Source organism: Streptomyces sp. NPDC007983, from assembly GCF_042958345.1.
In the GTDB taxonomy this organism is placed as follows: domain Bacteria; phylum Actinomycetota; class Actinomycetes; order Streptomycetales; family Streptomycetaceae; genus Streptomyces.
The window spans coordinates 646,829-665,221 of sequence record NZ_JBIBJI010000004.1; the positions used below are offsets into that span (position 1 = coordinate 646,829).

Below are 18,393 nucleotides of genomic sequence, written 5' to 3' on the forward strand. Positions count from 1 at the left end.
CATGCCGGTGCCGCCCGCCGCACCCGCCCGGGTACTCGTCGTGGCCCCTTTGGTGCTGTCCTTGCTGCTGGGTGTGGTCACCGCGGCGCTGGGAGCGGCGTTGCCGCTGCTCAGGTCCGCGTACGGACTGCCCGAGGGGGGCGGGGCCGAGCTGGTCGGGCTGTACAACCTGGGTGCGCTCGCCGGGGTCGCCGCGTGCGGTCTTGGCAGCCGTACCGGCGCCGGGGGGCCCTCCACCGGGCGCCCGGTCCTCGCCCTGCTGGCCGCGTTCGCGGGCGGCTGCGCGGGGATGGCGCTCGCGCCCACCTGGTGGCTGCTGAACGCGTTCGCCACGGCTACCGGCTTCGGTTTCGGCGGGCTGCTGCTGTATCTGAACGCCTTCTTCGGCCGCTTCCCGGGGCGGCGCGGGCTGCTGCTGATGAATCTGCTGCACGCGTGCTTCGGCGCGGGCGCCACCGTGGGACCGCTGCTGGTGGGCCGGTTCGGTGAGGTGCCGTGGCTGCTGCTGGTCACGGCGGGGCTGACGGCGCCGCTCCTCTGGCCGGCCCGGCACCTCGGGAAGGCGGGCCCCGGCGCCCCGCCCACGCCCGATACCGGCACCGGCGCCCCGGCCGGGCGCCGGAGCCTGCCCCTGCTGACCGTGTTCGCGGCCGTGGCCTTCCTGTACGCGGGCGTGGAGGCCGGTACCGGCGCGCTGGAGTCCACCCACCTGGAGGCCGCGGGCCGTTCCGCCGAGGAGGCCGCCGGGCTCACCGCGCTGTTCTGGGCGGGCCTCACCGCCGGCCGGCTGGTGCTGCCGCCCGTGACGTACCGGCTGGGCCGGCCGCGGCTGGTCCTGCTCTGCCTGCTCGCCGCCACCGGCCTGCTCCTCACCACGGTCGACGACCGCTGGGCACCGGCGGGTTACGGGCTGGCCGGGTTCGCGCTGGGCACGGTCTTCCCGACCGTGCTCGTCTGGGCCACCGCCGCCCTGCCGCTCCCACCGGAGCGCGTCAGCGCCGTTCTGCTGCTGACCAACCTGATCGGCAGCGCGGCCCTGCCGCCCCTGCTGGGCCTGTTCGCCGCCCCGGCCCGGGCAGCCGTGTCGATTCCGCTGTCGATCGCCGCTCTCACCCTGCTGTGCGGCCTGGCCGTCACGGCCGCCGTCGCCCTGGCCCGGCGGGCGGATCCGACCGCCGCCCGCCGGCACCCCGCCGACCGACCCGACCAGAAGGTAAGGACATGACCTCACCGCAGCCCGTCACCGAGTTGTTCTGGGCGTACTGGAAGACCAAGACGATGCTCAGCGCCATCGAGCTGGGCGTCTTCACCGAGCTGGCCAAGGAGCCGCTGCGCGGAGACGAGCTGGCCGGCCGGCTCGGTCTCGGCCCCGGCGCCGTCGGCGACTTCCTGGACGCTCTGGTGGCGCTCGACCTGCTGGACCGTACCGGCGATGTCTACGCCAACGCCCCCGCGGCCGGCGAATACCTGGACGCGGGCAAGCCCGCCACCTATCTCGGCGACAGCTACCTGACCCAGTGCGCGGGCCTGGCCGACGACCTGACGGGGGTGCTGCGGACCGGCGAGGCGCTGCGCGGGGCCCGTACCGGCCGGGACTTCTACGCCGACATGTACGCGACGTCGAACTCGGTCCGCGCCTTCCAGCGGGACATGACGGCGCTGAGCATCGGCTCGGCACGGGTGATCGCGGAGAGCTTCCCCTGGGACGGCTACCACTCGCTCGCCGACATCGGCACGTCCGAGGGCGCGCTGCCCGGCCGGATCCTGCTGCGTCACCCGCACCTGACCGCGGTCGGCTTCGACCTGCCGCAGGCCCGCGAGGGGTTCGAGGAGTACACCGGCGCGCTCGGCGTCGCCGACCGGATGAGCTTCATGCCCGGGGACTTCTTCCGCGACGAACTGCCCTCGGCCGACGTGCTGGTGTTCGGGCACATCCTGCACAACTGGGGGCTGGAGGAGAAGCGGCTGCTGCTGGACAAGGCGTACCGGGCGCTGCCGGAGGGCGGGGCCGTGCTGATCTACGAGACGCTGATCGACGGCGACCGGCGGAGCAACGCGGTCGGGCTGATCCTCAGCCTCATGATGCACTTGGAGGTCCCCGGCGGCTTCGACTACACCGGTCCCGAGTGCCAGGAATGGCTGCGTGAGGCGGGCTTCCGGAAGACCCGCGTGGAACACCTGGACGGTCCGGAATCCATGATCATCGGATTCAAGTGAGCGGGGCGGGCACACAGCCGGCGACGGCCGTCGCGAGCGACCTCGTCATGTTCTGGAACCTGTACGAGGCGGGCATCGACCGGCTGGAAGGCCGGGACGAACGCTGGCTGCTGCAGCGGGACATCGTCGCGGAACACCGGCCCCGGGTGCTGATGACCACCGAGGGGTGGGGCTGGGACCGGGACGGGGGGCGGTTCTTCGAGGACGCCAAGGCCGGGTTCGGCATGGACGGCGCGCTGTTCACCGCGAAGACCGGCTGCCATCTGGCGATCTTCTGGCAGCGGGACATCGAACCGGTGGAGACCGAGCGGATACCGCACGACCTCGCCGCGTGGCACGGCCACGGCAGCGTCACGCTGCGGCTGCCCGGGTGGTCGCACGAGCTGCGGTTCGTCGTGGCTCATCTGGACCCGTTCAGCCCCACGAACCGGCGGATCGAGTCCGACCGGCTGCGCCAGTACGCGAACCCCGGCGCGCCGGCCCCCACGGTCATGGCCATGGACGCGAACTCCCTCCCGCCGGACGATCCGGAGCCGGACTGGACGACCGTGCCCCGCCACCGCCGCGACGACCACCGGTGGCCCGGCGAGAAGCACGCCGACCGCGCTCCGCTGCGGCGGCTGCTGGGTGGGGCCGAGGATCCGCTGTTCGTCGACGCGGGAGCCCATGCGCGGGATCGCTCGCCGACCTTCGGGCACCACCCGCCGGGCCAGGCGCCGCGCCGCATCGACGTGTTCCTGCTGTCGCCGACCCTGACCGGGGCGCTGGCCTCGTACCAGGCGGTGGACGACCCCCGGCTGCTCCCGCACGACGGGCGGCCGGGCGCCTCCGACCACCGGCCGATCACCGTCCGGCTCCGCCCCCGGTAGCCGGACCTGAGGAAAGGCCTCTCAATGAACGATGACATGGAAGCGACCGACGAGCGGGGACAACTGGCCGCGCTCAAGGCCCGGATGGCCGGTGGGCTGCCGTACGTGTCCACGGAGCCGGCCCTGATGCCCTACCGGGAGCGCTGTGCCCGGCTCCTGGACGCGTTCAACGCGACCGCGCTCACCGACGACGAGGCCCGGCAGCCGATTCTCCACGAGCTGCTCGGCCGGGTCGGGCCCGGCGGCTGGGTGATGCCCCGGTTCCTGTGCGAATTCGGCTTCTTCATCGAGCTGGGCGCCGAGACCAGGATCAACTTCGACGCCGTGCTTCTGGACTGCGCGCCGATCGTGCTGGGTTCGCGCGTCTGGCTGGCGCCGAGGTGCCAGCTCTACACCGCCGACCACGACCTCGACCCACGACGGCGGAGCGCCATGTGGGAGCGGGCCCGGCCGATCACCATCGGGGACGACGTGTGGCTCGGCGGCGGGGTGATCGTGCTGCCGGGGGTGACCATCGGCGAACGGACCGTCGTGGGAGCCGGAAGCGTGGTCACGAAGGACCTGCCGGCCGACGTGATCGCGGCGGGCAACCCCGCCCGCGTGATCCGCGAGGTGCCGCGGCCACAGCCGTGAACCCCCTCCCCCCTGACGTACCCACGAAAGGTTCCTGATGGACCCAGCGATCCAGGCCATCGTCTTCGACCACGACGGAGTGCTGGTCGATTCGATCCGTCCCCATTTCCTCGCCTGCTCCGCCTTGTTCCGGGAGCACGGCGCGGAACTCCCCCAGGGTTGGTGGGCGCGGGAGGTCTGCGGCAGCCCCGACGCGCACCCCCTGCTGTTCGGCATGCTGCGGAACTCCGCCGGGGCCGCCACCCGTACCGACGCCCAGCTCCAGGACCGGCTGGAGGCGCTGTGGGCCGAGCACTTCACCCCCGAGAACGTGCGGTTGATGCCGGGAGTCCGCGAACTGCTCGCCGCACTGCGGGCCGTGGGTCTGCCGCTCGCGGTCGCCTCGTCGGCGGACGAGGGCTGGGTGCGGCGCTGGCTGCGCCACTACGAACTCGACGGCAGCTTCGCGACGGTCGTCACCGGTGACCAGGTACCGCGACGGAAGCCCGACCCCGCCGTGTACCTGGAGACGGCCGCGCGGCTTTCGGTGGCGCCGCGGCGCTGCGTCGTGTTCGAGGACTCGGTGAGCGGGGTCGCGGCGGCCCGGGCGGCGGGCATGACGGTGCTGGCCGTTCCCACCCCGCTGACGAGTGCTTGCGACTACTCGCTCGCCCACCGGGTACTGCCCGATCTGACCGTGGTGGATGTGGCGGAGCTGTTCCTGGCGGATCCGGCCCGGGCCGGGCAGCCGTGACGGCACGAACGGCGCGACCCGCGCGCTCCGTACAGTCGGTGCCCCAGGTCCGGGCCTGGTGGCGGAGCGCGGTGATCTACGAGATCTACCTGCGCAGCTTCGCCGATGGCAACGGGGACGGCACGGGCGACCTCGCCGGGGTCCGGGCCCGGCTGCCGTATCTGGCGCGGCTCGGCGTCGACGCCCTGTGGTTCACGCCGTGGTACCCCTCGCCCATGGCCGACGGCGGCTACGACGTCGTGGACTACCACGGTGTCGACCCGCTGTTCGGCACCCTCGACGAGGCCGAGCGGCTCATCGCCGAAGCCCTTGAGCTCGGCATCCGTACGGTCGTGGACATCGTGCCGAACCACGTCTCCAGCGCCCATCCGTGGTTCCGCGCGGCGCTCGCCGCGCCTCCCGGCTCCGCGGAGCGCGCGCTGTTCCACTTCCGTCCCGGGCGCGGCCCCTCGGGTCAGGAGCCGCCCAACAACTGGCGTTCGGAGTTCGGCGGCCCGGCCTGGACGCGGACCGCCGGGCCGGACGGAACGCCCGGCGAGTGGTTCCTGCACCTGTTCTCCCCCGACCAGCCCGACCTCAACTGGGGTCACCCCCGGGTGCGCGACGCCCACGAGGAGGTACTGCGGTTCTGGCTGGACCGCGGGGTCGCAGGGCTACGCGTGGACTCCGCGACCCTGCTCGCCAAGGACCCGGCCCTGCCCGACCTCGCCGACCCCGGCCTCGCCCCGGAGGATCCCTCGCACCCGTACGCCGACCGCGAGGAACTCCACGAGCTCTACCGCTCCTGGCGGCGGATCGCCGACTCCTATCCCGGCGACCGCGCGCTCGTCGGCGAGATGTGGCTGCACGAACCCCGGCGCTTCGCCCGCTATCTGCGCCCCGACGAGCTGCACACCGCCTTCAACCTCGACTTTCTGCGCACTCCCTGGGACGCCGAACAGCTGCGCCGTTGCGTCGACGCCACGCTCGCCGCGCACGGCGGCGCCCCCGCCTGCTGGGTGCTGTGCAATCACGACGTGACGCGCACCGTCACCCGCTACGGCCGGGCCGGCACCGGCTTCGACTTCGCCGCCAAGGCCCACGGCACGCCGACGGATCTCGCCCTGGGGACCCGTCGTGCCAGGGCCGCCGCGCTGCTCACCCTCGCCCTGCCGGGATCCGTCTACCTCTACCAGGGTGAGGAGCTGGGCCTGCCGGAGGTCGAGGACATTCCGGCGGACCGGCTGCGCGATCCGATGCACTTCCGCTCGGGCGGCGAGGATCCGGGGCGCGACGGGTGCCGGGTGCCGCTGCCCTGGAGCGGTGCCGCCCCGCCGTACGGCTTCACGGGTGAGGACGCCGAGCCGTGGCTGCCGCAGCCGAAGGGGTGGGCGGAGTTCACCGTCGAGGCGCAGGAAGGCGCGGCCGGATCGATGCTGGAGCTGTACCGGGAGGCGCTGCGCCTGCGGCGGGCGCTGCCCGCGCTGCACGGCGCGCCGCTGGAGTGGCTGCCCGGCGGCCCCGGCGTGCTCGCCTTCCGGCGCGGTGACGTGGTGTGCGTGGTGAACCTCTCGGAGCGCGCCGTCCCGCTGCCCGAGGGCCACACCGTCCTGCTGACCAGCGAGCCGGGACCGCCGGGCGGCTCCGCGCTCGCTCCGGACGCGGCGGCGTGGACGATGCGGGACGGGAAGGGCGGCGGACATGCGTAGCGCGGCAGTGATCGGAACCGGCCTCATCGGCACCTCGGTGGCGCTCGCCCTCACCGGCCAAGGGGTCACCACCTACCTCCAGGACCGGGATCCGGAGGCGGCCAGGACCGCCGCGGCCCTGGGCGCCGGGATCGCCGCCACCCCGCGCGCCCCGGTCGACCTGGCGGTCGTCGCGGTGCCGCCCGCGCATACGGCGTCGGTGCTCAAGGAGTATCAGGACCGCATGCTGGCGCGTTTCTTCACCGACGTGGCCAGCGTCAAGATGCGCCCCCTGATGGACGCCGCGTCGGCCGGCTGCGACCTGACGGCTTACGTCGGCGGACACCCCATGGCGGGGCGGGAGTTGTCGGGCCCGCTGGCCGCCCGCGCGGACCTCTTCCAAGGCCGTACGTGGGTGCTCACCCCCTCCGCGTTCTCCCGCGCCGAGGCCCTGCACCACGCCACCGAGCTGATCGAGCTGTGCGGCGGCCGGCCGGTGATCATGGGGCACGCCGAGCACGACCGGGCGGTCGCCCTGACCTCGCATGCCCCCCACATGGTGGCGAGCCTGCTGGCCGGCCGGCTGCTCGGTGCCGAGACGGCACAGCTGCGGCTGGTGGGCAAGGGGCTGCGGGACGCGACCCGCATCGCGGCGGGAGACGCCGGGCTGTGGGCCGACATCATCGGCTCGAACGCGGGCCCCGTCGCGCGAGTACTGGCCGAACTGGCCGAGGAGCTCGGCACGGTCGTCGCGGCGCTGCGCGAGCTGGACGACGACTCCGCCGCGCGTCCCCGCGGGAAGGGGGCGGCGGAACTTCTGACGGCGCTCGCACGGGGTGAGGAAGGACGGTTGCGGATCGTCGACGCCGAGCGGCCGGCCGACGCGGCGCAGGCCGCCCGCTGAACACTGCCGAACCGGCACACCACGGAAGGGAGCCAGGATGAACGACGAGATCGTGTTCATCGTCGGAGACCGCTTGGCCGGGGGGCCGCCACGGGCGGGCATCATGTCGTTGTCCAGACTCGTAGCGGACTTGAGAGCGGGGCGGCTGAGTAATCCGCTGCCGGTGCTCGTCCCGGGACAGGGCATCGAACGGCACGAGATGGACCTCATCCGGGCGGAGCTGAAGCGTTGCCGGCTGCCCGGGACCGCGCTGTGGGACGCGGTCCCGCCGGAGCTCGCCGGCCGCGGCGAGGTCCACAAGCACCGTCAGGAGAACGTCCTGATCGCCGGTCTGCGGCGGGTCGGCGACACCCACTACCAGGCCGCGCTGCGCCTGTCGAACACGCACGAGATGGTGCTCGACCACACCACCGGCACCCATGTCACGGGAATGGTGGTGACGGAGGCCGTCCGGCAGATGTCGCTGGCCGTCGCCGAACGGTATCTGCTGAAGCCGCGTCAGCCCGCTCAGCGGTTCCTCATCAACTCCCTCCAGGTGTCGTTCTCCCGCTTCCTGCTCCCGCTGGACGCCGAGATCGACTATCACCTCGACGAGGCCGTATGGAAGCGGCCGGACGTGCTGCGCTTCCGCGGGCAGTGCGACGTCCTGCAGGCGGGCGTCACGACCGCGTCCGGTTCCATGACCCTGACGGTCTACGAGGAGGGCGCGGCCGAGCGGCTGGAGGAGACCCAGAGCGACGCCGCCGTCCAGCGGCTGGCCGATCGCCATCAGGCCGGCCGGTCGCCGGAATCGTCCGAGCACCACGTCCCGTGACCCGGCCAGGAGGTCGACCATGACATGGCTTCTGCGGAGATTTCCGCTGTTCGTGCTCACCGTGTCCGTCATGGCCACGGCGGTGGCCACCGTCCGTGAGGCGGCCGGCTGGTCCGACCCGGCGCACCGGATCGGATGCGCCCTCGCGGCGTCGTATCTGCTGTGGCTGCTGCTGGAGAGCTGGACAACGGTGCGCAGTTCGCGAGCGACCGAAGCGACGACCGACCGCGGCACGGTCTACGCGTACGGCGCGGCGCGGGCCGCCACCGTGGCGACCGCGTGTCTGGTGCCGACAGACTGGTCCGGGTACCGGCCATGGATGTCCGTCCTGCCGGTGGTCTTCGTCTGCGCCGTCGCCCTGCGCCTGGCGGCGGTCCGCGCCCTCGGGCGGTTCTACTCGCACCGGGTGCGGGCTCTCGGCGACCACCGGATCGTGGACACCGGCCCGTACCGCCTGGTGCGGCATCCCGCGTACGTCGGCATGGCGGCCGCGCACCTCGCCTTCGTCGGCTACTTCCTCAACCCCGCGAGCGCCGCCGCGCTGGTGGTCCTGCTGCTGCCGGCCATCGTGGTGCGCGTCCTGGTCGAGGAACGGATGCTGTTCGCCCTGCCCGGCTACTCCGACTTCGCGGCGTCCCGGCGCCGCCTCATCCCCTGGGTGTGGTGACATCGACATGACCATGGAGAACCTTCTGCGGGCCGTCCGCCCCGCCGGGCGCCGGGGCCCGGTACTGCGCGGGAGAGCGCTGCTGGACGAGGCCGAGGTGGGCCCGAAGTTCGCCCGCCAGGCCCGGATGGCCTCGGCCGGACTGCCCGTGCCCCACTTCTTCTGCCTGCCCGCGAGTCTGTTCACCCGCACCCTGGCACCCGTACGCCCGCGGCTCCTGGCGATCCTGCGGCGGCTGGACCACGCCGACCCCGACCGGCTGGCCGAGCAGTCCGACGCCCTGCGCCGCCTGGTCCTCGACGTGCCGGTCCCGCAGTCGGTGGCGCGCGCCGTCCACCGGGCGTACGACGAGGTGTTCGGCCCGCACGCCGTGGTGTCGGTGCGGTCCTCGATGGTGGGGCCGCGCGGGCGGGCCGCCGAGGACTCGGCCGAGGACGCCTTCGCGGGCATCGGCGAAAGCTTTCTGTACGTCACCCGCGATCAGGTGCTGGAGCGGGTGCGCGCGTGCTGGGCCTCCGGGTTCGCCACCCGGGCACTGCTGTACCGGGCGGCGCGCTCCACCGCCGCCACGGAGGACTTCGCCGTCTGCGTGGGCGTCCAGCGCATGGTGTTCGGCCGCCGCTCCTTCGTCCTGTTCACCTGCGACCCGCTGACCGGGTCCCGGGACCGGGTGCTGGCGGCCGGGCTCGGCATCGGGGAGGGGGTCGTCCAGGAGAAGGTGCCGGTGGACCATCACTTCATCGACCGGCGCACGGGCGCGGTCCGCTCCGTCGTCGCGCACAAGTCCGAGCGCATGGAGGAGGATCCCGCGCGGCCGGGCAGCGGGCCCCGGCTGCTCCCGGTGCACGGCCGTGAGCGGGACGAACCGGCGCTCACCGACGGGCAGATCCGGCACATCGGGGGCGTCGGCGACCGCCTCGAGCGGCTTTTCGGCTGCCCGCAGGACATCGAGGGCACCCTCACCGAGGACGGCGCCCTGCACATCCTCCAGGCCCGGCCGGTCGTCCTCGACCTGGGCGGGCAGCGGCTGTGGAGCAACGCGAACATCACCGAGAGCTATCCCGGCGTGACCACCGCCCTCACCTACTCCTTCGCCCAGCGCTTCTACCGTGAGGACTTCCGCGACTTCTACCGGCGGCTCGGGGTCTCCCCCGCCGTGCTGGCACGCCACGAGAACGACCTGAGGTCCATGCTCGGCCTGCTGAACGGCCGGGTCTACTACTCCCTCAGCGCGTGGTACACGCTGCACCGGCTGTCCCCCACGTTCCCGCTGTGGCGCGCCAGTTTCGAGCGGATGATGGGCATGTCACCCTCCGTGACGGATGTCCGCCCCGACCGCCTCGCCACCTCTCCCGGCCGGCTGCCGGAAACCGCCGCGGCCCTGCTGCGCCTGGCCTGGCTGCGGGCCGTGCACGTCCCCGCCGCCCGGAGCTTCGACCGCTGGTGGCAGCAGACCATCGCGCGCCACCGCGGGGCCGCCAGGACCGCCGACCCGCTCCAACTGGCGCGGCTGATGCGGTCACTGTGGCAGGAGGCCGGGGAACGCTGGGGCCTCACCCTCGTCAACGACGTGCTGTTGCAGACCACCGAGACCGCCGTCATACGGCTCTTCTCCCGCTGGCTGCCCGGCGCCGACGCCGGTCTGCACAGCGACCTGCTGTGCGGTGGCGAGGAAAACCGCAGCGTCACCATCCTGATGTCCCTCGTGGATCTCGCCGAACGGATCAGGGCCACCCCCGGGCTGCTGGACGCCCTCGCCGGTGAGGACCCCGGCAAGCCCCCCGAGGAGCTGCTGCGGCGGATCGAGGACGGCGCGTTCGGCACGGACATCGCGGACCGGATGCGGGCGCACGGGGCGGCCCACGGCGACCGGGGCCTGCAGGAGCTCAAGCTGGAGGTCCCGGTGCCGCGCGACCAGCCTTCCCAGCTGCTGCGGCTGGCCGGCGAGTACGCGCGCGGCGGCCTGACCCGCGAGCGCCTGCGCGGCCGGGAGACCGCGACCCGGCGGGCCGCCGAGGAGCGGCTGCGGACGCTGCTGGCGGGCCACCCCGTGCGGCGCCGGGTGCTGCGCGCCCTGCTCGCCCAGCAGCGCCGGTACATCAACATCCGGGAGGACACCCGCTACAGCCGCAGCGAGCTGTTCGGATTCGGCCGCCAGATCTACCGCCGGCTGGGTACGGAACTCGCTGCGCGCGGTGCCCTGGACACAGCGGAGGACGTGGTCCACCTCACCGAGGAGGAGATCCTCGGCCACTTCGACGGGGGCGCGGTCACCGACGATCTGCGGGGGCTGGCGCGGCTGCGCCGAGCCGAGTACCTGAGCCGTGCCACCCTCGATGTCGAACTCCCCGCGGACTTCGCCACGATGGGCCCGGTACGCGACGGGCTGCCCACTCCGGAGCGGGACGCGCGGCCGGGCTCGCGGCTGCGCGGGCTGGGCTCCAGCGGCGGTGTCGTGCGTGGCACCGCCCGTGTGGTCATCGACCCGCACCAGCGTGTCGATCCCACCGACGACCTGATCCTGGTGGCCCGGGAGACCGACCCCGGGTGGCTGTTCCTCATGCTCTCCGCGCGCGGCATCGTCGTCGAGCGCGGCACCCTGCTGTCGCACACCGCCATCAGCGGCCGGAAGTTCGGCATCCCCACTGTCGTCGCGTTGCCCGGCGCGACGAGAAGGATTCCGGACGGGGCACGCGTGGAGATGGACGGCGCGACCGGTACCGTGACGATCCTGGACGAGGTGGCGGAATGAGCGGCACGGTGCGGCGGCTGTACGCGTTCTTCGCCGAGCGCGCCCCCGCCCGCGTCTATGTGACGTACGCGGTGCTGTGGGTGCTCGCCCTGGAGGGTGCGCTGGCCCTGGTGGAGCCGGGCGACGCCCGCTGGCGGCTGGGGATGCCCACGCTCGCCGAGATCGGCACGGTGTGGCTGGCCCTGCTCTTCATCCGGGTCGTGGACGAGCAGAAGGACCTGGCGTACGACCGGGAGCACAATCCGGGCAGGCCACTGCCGCGCGGTTCGATCACGGTACGCGAGCTGCGACTCGCCATGGCGGTCATCGCGGCCGCGGGCATCGCACTCACCGTGTGGCGGTCGCCCCTGCTCACCGGCTGGCTGCTGCTGGATCTCGCTTACATCTGTTTCCTGGTCGGACTCGAACGCTGGTCGAGGTCGGTCCGGGACGGCATCTTCCGCAATCTGGCGGTGAGCTATCCCGTGCAGGCGCTGCTCAGCGTGCACGTGTGGCTGTCGTACCGGGACGCGACGGGCGCCGGCCCGCACTGGAGCGCGGCCGTGCCGGTTCTGCTGTGCGCCTGTGTCTTCCTGCACTTCGAGTTCGCCCGCAAGACCAGCCACCAGGTCACGCCCGGCGCCACCCTCTACTCCAATGCCATCGGCACCCGGGGCTCTGTCGGGCTGACCGTGGGCTGCGCCCTGGCGGCGGCGGTGCTGGCGCTGTTCGTCGTACGTCCGTGGCAGGTGCACGGTCCGGCGGCGGCCGCCGCGTGGCTGCCGCTGTCGGCGCTCGGCTGTGTCTGGGCGGGCGGCGAGCGGTTCGCGCTGGCCGACGCGCGGGGCGCGACGTGGCCGCGGGGACCGGCGATGGGCTTCCTCGCCTGGTTCTACATCGGCCTGTTCGTGGCCGCGCTGAGCGTGGCGGACCCGGGCCTGACCGGGTAACGCCCCGCGCCCTGACCGCGTCACCCCGCCACCGTCCGAGGATGAGGACCACCCCATGGCCGAACCGCCCGTCCCGTCCACCCACCGCGAGGTGCGCCTGACCGCGCGTCCCGGGGGCAGACTGAGCCCCGATCGGTTCGAGGTCGCCGAGGTCCCGGTCCCGGTGCCCCGCCACGGCCAGGTCCTCGTACGCAATCGGCTGACGCGGGTCGGCGCGGTGACCCGCACGCTCATGGAGGACGCCGCCGCCGTCCTCCCGATGTCCCCCTACGAACCGGGCCGGGCGCTGTGGGCCCCGGCGCTCGGCGAGGTGGTCGCGGCCCCGGGCACCCGCCTGGGCCCCGGCGATCTCGTCAGACACCAGCTCGGCTGGCGGGAATACGCGGTGATCGAGGCGGACGACGCACGGCGCGTCGACCCGGCCCTGTGGCCCGACCCGGCCGCCTGCCTCTCGCAGGGGTTCGCGGGCTGGCTGGCAGTGATACGCGCCGCCGAAGTACGGCCGGGCGAGACGGTGTTCGTCACCGGCGCGGCGGGCGGGGCGGGCTCCCTCGCCGGACAGTTCGCCCGCGTGCGGGGAGCGGGACGGGTCATCGGGTCGACGGGGTCGCGGCGCAAGGCCGACTACCTCGTGGGGACTCTGGGTTTCGACGCGGCCGTCGTCAGGGGCGAGGCGCCGATCGAGGAGCAGCTGCGCGCGGCGGCCCCTGAGGGCATCGACGTGCTCGTCGACACGGTCGGCGGCGAGCAGCTCCGGGCCGCCCTGGCACTGGCCCGCCGAGGCGCGCGATGCATCGTCATCGGCGCGCTGTCCGCCCAGGCCCGCGGCGGCACGACGGCCGAGGTGCCGGTCGACACCCTGGCGCTGTTCTCCCGGGGCATCACCCTCCGCGGGCTCACCACCGCCGACCACCGCGACGCGGTGCCGCGCTGGGAGGAGCAGTTCAGCCGGGGCCTGCGCGGCGGTGTCCTCACCTTTCCGCACACCCGGCTGCGGGGGATCGAACGGGCGCCGCGTGTCCTGGGCGAACTGCTGGACGGCCGCCACATCGGTACGGTCCTTCTGGAGTCGTGACCGCGGCGGCGGGGGACGCCCCACGCGGCCCGGCGGCGTGCTGGTGTGCTCGCACGATCGTGGAGTCCACGGGGACGGCCGGTTTCCTCGTCCTAGCCGAAGACCCCACGGCCGAGAGACGATGGTGTCTCGGCCGTGGGGCCGGTGTTCCGGCGCCGCGGTGCCGGGACCGCCGTGAGGAGGTCGGGGATGACCGGATCTGCCAAGGGAATGACGGTGTGCGCGGTGGGCGGCCTGGTGGCGGTGACCGCCTACACCGTGGCGCTGGGGAGCAATGGCTGGCTGTGGTTCGCCTGGGTGGTGCTCGCGCTGCTGGCGGTGGGGACGCTGCTCGCCCGCTGAGCGGGCCGCCCCCGTATCAGCCCACGACGTCAGCTCACGCCGCGGTGCCGCGCAGCCACCGCCACAGGGCCGTCCACCACGGCACCCGGGCGGGCGGCGGCGCGGCGGCGGTGGCTGCCTCGTCCGCGGGTAAGGCCTCCTCGTCGTCCGCGGGCACCACGCGCACAGGGCGCATCTTGGGCGCGGGCAGCAGGCCGGAGGTGTCCACCGGATCGGTGTCGGGCCTGCGCGGCATGAACGCGACCGGCAGCGCGACCAGATGGCGGGAGATCCACGACGCGACCCAGTTCAGCTCGGTCTCCGGCACGTCCAGCCGCAGATCGGGCAGGCGCAGCAGCAGGGTGTCGATGGCGGTGTCCGCGATGGCACGGCCGATGTCCTGGCCGGGGCATTCGTGCGGGCCGCCGCTGAACGACAGATGCGAGCGGTTGCCGTACATGGGCGCGCCGAGGTCGGGGCGGATGGCGGGGTCGACGTTCCCGGCGGCGAGGCCGAGCAGCAGCATGTCCCCGGCCTTGATCCGCCGTCCGCCCAGTTCGGTGTCGCCGGTGGCCCAGCGGCCGGGGATCACGGTGAGCGGCGGTTCGTTCCACAGCACATGCTCGATGGCGTCCGGCAGGGTCATGTGGCCGCCGGCCAGGGAGGCGCGGAAGCGCGGGTCGGTGAGGACCATGCGCAGCGTGTTGGCCATGAGGTTGGTGGTGGTCTCGTTGCCGGTGAGCAGCACGAGCCGCAGATGCTGCACGACCTCCTCCTCGGTCAGCTCGGAGGGGTGACTCAGCAGCCGGGAGGCGAGGTCTTCGCCGGGCTCGGCGCGCTTGCGCTCGACGAGGTGGCGCAGGGTGTCGGTGACGTAGCTGTCGCTGCGCAGGGCCGTGTCGGAGCCCTTCATCAGGTCGCGGGTGGCCTCGACCAGCCGTGGGCCGTACTCGTCGGGCATGCCGAGCACCTGGGTGAGGACGAGCATGGGCAGCCGCTGGGCGAAGCCCGTGACGAGTTCGGCCTGTCCCTCGGCGCAGAAGTCGTTGACCAGCTGATGGGTGAAGCGGGTGATGTGGCGGCGGATGCCGCGGCGGTCGACGCGGTTCATGCTGTCGGTGAGCGCGGCGCGCAGCCGCTCGTGCTCGTCGCCGTCGGCGAAGGTGCACATGGGCTGCCAGCCGACCACCGGGAGCAGCGGCGAGTCGTCCGGGATCCGGCCCTCCGCCCAGGCGCTCCAGTACCGGGAGTCGCGGGAGAAGCGGGAGGGGGTGCGGGCGACCTCCAGGTTCTCGCGGTAGCCCAGCAGCAGCCAGGCCGGTACGTCGTCGCCGAGCCGCACCGGGGCCACCGGTCCGTGTTCGGTGCGCAGCCGCTCGTACAGGCCCATCGGGTCCTTCTCGTTCTCGGATCCGAAGAGGTCCACCACACCGGCGAGGGGGCTCCGGGCGTGGGCGGGGCACTGGTCGGGAGGAGGGGTCACGGTGTCTCCGGGGTGGCGGTGGTGAGGCGTTGCAGATAGCTCACGAGGCTGAGGAGGGTGTCGCGGCTGGAGGCGCGGTCGCGGGCGTCGCAGTCGACGATGGGGACGGAGTCGGGCAGGTCCAGGGCCGCGCGCAGCCGGCCGACGGGGTGGACGGGCGCCCCGGGGAAGGCGTTGATGGCGACGACGAAGGGGACGCCCCGCTCCTCCAGCCGGCCCAGGACGTCGAAGCTGACCTCCAGACGGCGGGTGTCGATGAGGACCACGGCCCCGAGCGCGCCCTCGAAGAGGCCGTTCCACAGGAACCAGAAGCGCTCCTGGCCGGGGGTGCCGAAGAGGTAGAGCACCAGCTGTTCGTTGAGGCTGATCCGGCCGAAGTCCATGGCCACGGTGGTCTCGGTCTTGCGTTCCACCCCGGCGATGTCGTCGACGCCGACCCCGGCCTGGGTCATCGTCTCCTCGGTGGTCAGCGGGCGGATCTCGCTCACCGAGCCGACCATGGTGGTCTTGCCGACGCCGAATCCGCCGACGATCACGATCTTGACGGCCGCGGCGGCGGAGGCCGGAAGGGTGTCCTCGCTGCGGGGTCCGGCGACCGGCTCAGAGGTTTTGTAGTCCATGCATCACCGCCTGCAGAAGTTCGGTGTCGGGCAGCACCGCGGCCGGGACCGGTGCCCGGGCCTCCACCCGCTGGTGGGCGAGCAGATCCGCGAGGAGCACGGTCACGGTGCTGACGGGCAGGGTCAGATACGCGGAGATCTCGGCCACGGAGAGCGGGAAGTGGCACATCCTCAGCACGGCGGCGGCCTCGGGCAGCATGCCCGGCTCGGGTTCGGTCCGGGCCACGATCAGGCTGACCAGCTCGATGGTGTCCGCCCGCGCGGACCGGCCGGGGCCGCCGTCGACGAGGTAGAGCCGTTCGGGGCCGCCTTCGTCGGTGCCCTTTCCGGTCCGGCTCATGTCATGCGTCCGGCCCGTGGCGGACTGCTGAGGTGTTCGCCGAGCCGGGCGACCAGGTCTCTCATGCACTGGCCCATCAGCCCGGCGTCCACGCCGTCCTCGGCGAGCACCGCGAGGTAGGAGCTGGTGCCGGCCGCCATCAGATAGAAGAAGCCGCCGTCGACCTCGATGACCACCAGCCGCATCCGCCCGTCGCCGGTGGGGAATTCGGCGGCGATCGCCGTGGACAGGCTCTGCAGTCCCGCGCAGGCGGCGGCCAGGCGGTCGGCGGTGTCCTCGTCCGTACCGACCTGGGCCATGCACAGTCCGTCCGAGGACAGCAGGACCACGTGGCGGATCTGCGGAACGCTCTTGGCGAGGTCCCGGAGCATCCAGTCCATGTTGAACCGCGCTTGCGTCACGTGCTACTCACCCTTATCCGACATGTTCTGGGCGTCCGAGGCGTTGTCCGGGGCGTTCGCCATATCCGACGGCTCGTCGCCGTAGGGGTGGCCGGAGAGGTCCACCGGATCCGCCTCGCCGGACACGGCCTTGGTGAACGCGGCCAGCCACATCCCCGGCTGGATGGGCGGTTCGACCGGTGCCGGGGAGACCGCCGGGGCAGGCTCCGGGTCGGCGTCGACGCGGATGGGCGGGGTCACGGTCGGCATCCGGCGGCGGCGCTGGGGCAGTCCGGCGGTGTTGTGGCGGATCCCGTTGTGGTCGTGGGCGACCGGACCGGTGATGTTGTCCGGCAGCGGCGGATAGGGCGCGGCGCGCTTGATGGGCTTGGGCGGCGGCAGCACTTGGGCCCGGGCGATGGCCCCGCCGGGGGCGGGGGTGGGGCAGATGACGTCCTGCGGGACGACGAGCACCGCGCGGACGCCGCCGTACGCGGAGGGCCGCAGCGAGACCTGGAACCGGTACTTCACGGCGAGCCGGCCCACCACCGCCAGGCCCAGCCGGGGCGTCTCGCCGAGGTCGTCGAGGTCGAAGCCGGTGCCCGCCTGCTCCATCACGTACTCGGCACGCCTGCCGCTCTCCTCCGACAGGCCCACCCCGGCGTCCTCGATCTCGACCGCCACCCCGGACTGGACCTCGACCGCCGTCAGATGCACCCGGGTCATGGGCGGGGAGTAGCGGGTGGCGTTGTCCAGCAGTTCGGCCAAGGCGTGGATGAGCGGTTCCACGGACGGGCCGACGATGCCGACGTCGGCCACCGAGTGCAGATCCACCCGCCGGTATTCGAGAATGCGCGACATGGCACCGCGCAGCACGTTGTACAGCGGCACCGGGTTGCGCCACTGGCGGCCCGGGCGGGAGCCGCCCAGCACCGAGATGCTGTCGGCGAGCCGGCCGATCAGCGCGTTGCCGTGGTCGAGGTGGAGCAGATCGTGGAAGACCTCGGGGGCGGCCCCGTGCTTGTCCTCCATGTCCCGCATGTCCATGGCCTGTTGGTGGACGATGGCCTGCACCCGGCGGGCGATGTTGACGAACGCACGTCCCGCCGCGTCCCGCAGGTCCTCCTCGGCCCGCACGGTCTCCAGCACCATCCGCAGGACGGCGCGCCGGGCGGATTCGAAGTCCGGGTCGAGGACGGGCGAGGGCGGGATGTCCTTCATCAGGACGTCGACCTCGGCCCCGCGCTGCAGCCGCTCCACGGCCACGGGCAGTACGTCCTCGGCCAGCCGCCGGGTCTCCACCTCCTGGTCGACCAGGCGCTGCCGGTACGCGGCGTCCTGTTCGGCGATCCGGGCGCGCAGCCTGCCGATCAGGCGTCCGCGGCGGGCCGACTCGGCCGCCGCCAGGGCCACCGCCAGCGTCGCCGCCGCACCGCACCAGGCGACCGTCGCCCGCGCCCCGGCGGACACCACGGTCACGGCGAGCGCCGCGCAGGCCGCGAGCGCGGCGGGGGGAATGAGCCATACGAGCGCGGAGGCGGGCCGTCGGCCTCCAGGTGACGCGCCGGCGAAAACCATCGGCTTCCTTAAAAGCAGCGGGAGAAAATGCGTGCGAAGAACTCGCTATGGGCCCTGGAGCATAGCGGTCGCGGCACATCCCGAAATGACGATGATTTTTTCTTGGTAACGAATGCGAGGGGTGAATTCCGTGAGCGTAAAAAAGCGATCGCATTCGCTCATTCCCTTGGGGGATCCGAAACCCCACACCGCCAACTTGCGGTGCATTTGCCGCCATTACGGACATCATGTGGCGACTCGCCGGAGGCGGCGGTGAGTTGTACAGTCGGCAGTTTTCCCCGGAAACGCGGCGGGGGGGGGGCCCCCGGGGGGGGGGGGCCCCCCCGCCCCCCCCCCCCCCGCCCCCCCCCCCCGCGGGGGGGCCCCCCCCCCCCGCAACCGGCGTCCCCCCCCCGCCCCCCGGCCGGCGGC

The 18,393-nt window shown here is 73.1% G+C and carries 18 protein-coding genes; 13 read left to right on the forward strand and 5 right to left on the reverse strand.

Going from position 1 to position 18,393, the window contains the following annotated elements:
* Position 1 precedes the first annotated feature (1 nt).
* The 13 genes from ACFZCY_RS16435 (at position 2) to ACFZCY_RS16495 (ending at position 13,602) form a co-directional block, all read left to right on the forward strand.
* The gene (locus ACFZCY_RS16435; protein WP_391173341.1) at positions 2-1,225 is read left to right on the forward strand and encodes an MFS transporter; all 1,224 of its coding nucleotides are present in this window, start codon (positions 2-4) and stop codon (positions 1,223-1,225) included.
* Positions 1,222-2,217, forward strand: coding sequence for a methyltransferase (locus ACFZCY_RS16440; protein ID WP_391173344.1), 996 nt, complete (start codon positions 1,222-1,224; stop codon positions 2,215-2,217). The genes ACFZCY_RS16435 and ACFZCY_RS16440 overlap by 4 nt, the downstream gene beginning before the upstream one ends.
* Complete coding sequence (locus ACFZCY_RS16445; RefSeq protein ID WP_391173347.1) at positions 2,214-3,086, forward strand: endonuclease/exonuclease/phosphatase family protein; 873 nt, start codon at positions 2,214-2,216, stop codon at positions 3,084-3,086. The genes ACFZCY_RS16440 and ACFZCY_RS16445 overlap by 4 nt, the downstream gene beginning before the upstream one ends.
* Positions 3,087-3,110: 24 nt before the next feature.
* The gene (locus tag ACFZCY_RS16450) at positions 3,111-3,719 is read left to right on the forward strand and encodes a maltose acetyltransferase domain-containing protein (protein WP_391173350.1); all 609 of its coding nucleotides are present in this window, start codon (positions 3,111-3,113) and stop codon (positions 3,717-3,719) included.
* A gap of 37 nt (positions 3,720-3,756) precedes the next feature.
* Complete coding sequence (locus ACFZCY_RS16455; RefSeq protein ID WP_391173352.1) at positions 3,757-4,452, forward strand: HAD-IA family hydrolase; 696 nt, start codon at positions 3,757-3,759, stop codon at positions 4,450-4,452.
* 38 nt (positions 4,453-4,490) lie between these two features.
* Positions 4,491-6,140 carry an alpha-amylase family glycosyl hydrolase gene (locus tag ACFZCY_RS16460; RefSeq protein ID WP_391173355.1) on the forward strand — a complete coding sequence of 550 codons (1,650 nt, stop codon included), beginning with the start codon at positions 4,491-4,493 and terminating at the stop codon, positions 6,138-6,140.
* Positions 6,133-7,023: a prephenate dehydrogenase gene (locus ACFZCY_RS16465; RefSeq protein ID WP_391173358.1), complete on the forward strand. Its 891-nt coding sequence runs from the start codon at positions 6,133-6,135 to the stop codon at positions 7,021-7,023. Before ACFZCY_RS16460 ends, ACFZCY_RS16465 begins: the two co-directional genes overlap by 8 nt.
* 37 nt (positions 7,024-7,060) lie before the next feature.
* Positions 7,061-7,837, forward strand: a complete 777-nt coding sequence (locus ACFZCY_RS16470) for an AfsA-related hotdog domain-containing protein (protein WP_391173361.1) — start codon at positions 7,061-7,063, stop codon at positions 7,835-7,837.
* Between the two features lie 19 nt (positions 7,838-7,856).
* Positions 7,857-8,504 (forward strand): isoprenylcysteine carboxylmethyltransferase family protein, encoded by a 648-nt coding sequence (locus ACFZCY_RS16475; protein WP_391173363.1) that lies wholly within the window; start codon positions 7,857-7,859, stop codon positions 8,502-8,504.
* A gap of 7 nt (positions 8,505-8,511) precedes the next feature.
* Positions 8,512-11,256, forward strand: a complete 2,745-nt coding sequence (locus ACFZCY_RS16480) for a PEP/pyruvate-binding domain-containing protein (protein ID WP_391173366.1) — start codon at positions 8,512-8,514, stop codon at positions 11,254-11,256.
* Positions 11,253-12,185 carry a hypothetical protein gene (locus ACFZCY_RS16485; protein ID WP_391173369.1) on the forward strand — a complete coding sequence of 311 codons (933 nt, stop codon included), beginning with the start codon at positions 11,253-11,255 and terminating at the stop codon, positions 12,183-12,185. Before ACFZCY_RS16480 ends, ACFZCY_RS16485 begins: the two co-directional genes overlap by 4 nt.
* Before the next feature lie 55 nt (positions 12,186-12,240).
* Positions 12,241-13,260, forward strand: a complete 1,020-nt coding sequence (locus ACFZCY_RS16490; RefSeq protein ID WP_391173372.1) for a zinc-binding dehydrogenase — start codon at positions 12,241-12,243, stop codon at positions 13,258-13,260.
* 189 nt (positions 13,261-13,449) lie between these two features.
* Positions 13,450-13,602, forward strand: coding sequence for a hypothetical protein (locus tag ACFZCY_RS16495; RefSeq protein ID WP_199830969.1), 153 nt, complete (start codon positions 13,450-13,452; stop codon positions 13,600-13,602).
* A gap of 34 nt (positions 13,603-13,636) precedes the next feature.
* On the opposite strand, the gene ACFZCY_RS16500 is transcribed toward ACFZCY_RS16495, so the two are convergent.
* From ACFZCY_RS16500 to ACFZCY_RS16520, 5 genes are read right to left on the reverse strand one after another with little or no spacing between them, the layout of a single operon-like run.
* The gene (locus ACFZCY_RS16500; RefSeq protein WP_391173377.1) at positions 13,637-15,064 is read right to left on the reverse strand and encodes a cytochrome P450; all 1,428 of its coding nucleotides are present in this window, start codon (positions 15,062-15,064) and stop codon (positions 13,637-13,639) included.
* Entirely contained in the window at positions 15,061-15,684 is a 624-nt protein-coding gene (locus ACFZCY_RS16505; protein WP_391173380.1) for an ATP/GTP-binding protein, read from the reverse strand. Before ACFZCY_RS16505 ends, ACFZCY_RS16500 begins: the two co-directional genes overlap by 4 nt.
* A complete protein-coding gene (locus ACFZCY_RS16510) occupies positions 15,665-16,024 on the reverse strand; it encodes a DUF742 domain-containing protein (protein WP_391173383.1) in 360 nt (119 codons plus the stop codon). The genes ACFZCY_RS16505 and ACFZCY_RS16510 overlap by 20 nt, the downstream gene beginning before the upstream one ends.
* Entirely contained in the window at positions 16,021-16,404 is a 384-nt protein-coding gene (locus tag ACFZCY_RS16515; RefSeq protein ID WP_391173683.1) for a roadblock/LC7 domain-containing protein, read from the reverse strand. The genes ACFZCY_RS16510 and ACFZCY_RS16515 overlap by 4 nt, the downstream gene beginning before the upstream one ends.
* Before the next feature lie 24 nt (positions 16,405-16,428).
* The gene (locus tag ACFZCY_RS16520) at positions 16,429-17,982 is read right to left on the reverse strand and encodes an ATP-binding protein (protein ID WP_391173386.1); all 1,554 of its coding nucleotides are present in this window, start codon (positions 17,980-17,982) and stop codon (positions 16,429-16,431) included.
* Positions 17,983-18,393: the final 411 nt, after the last annotated feature.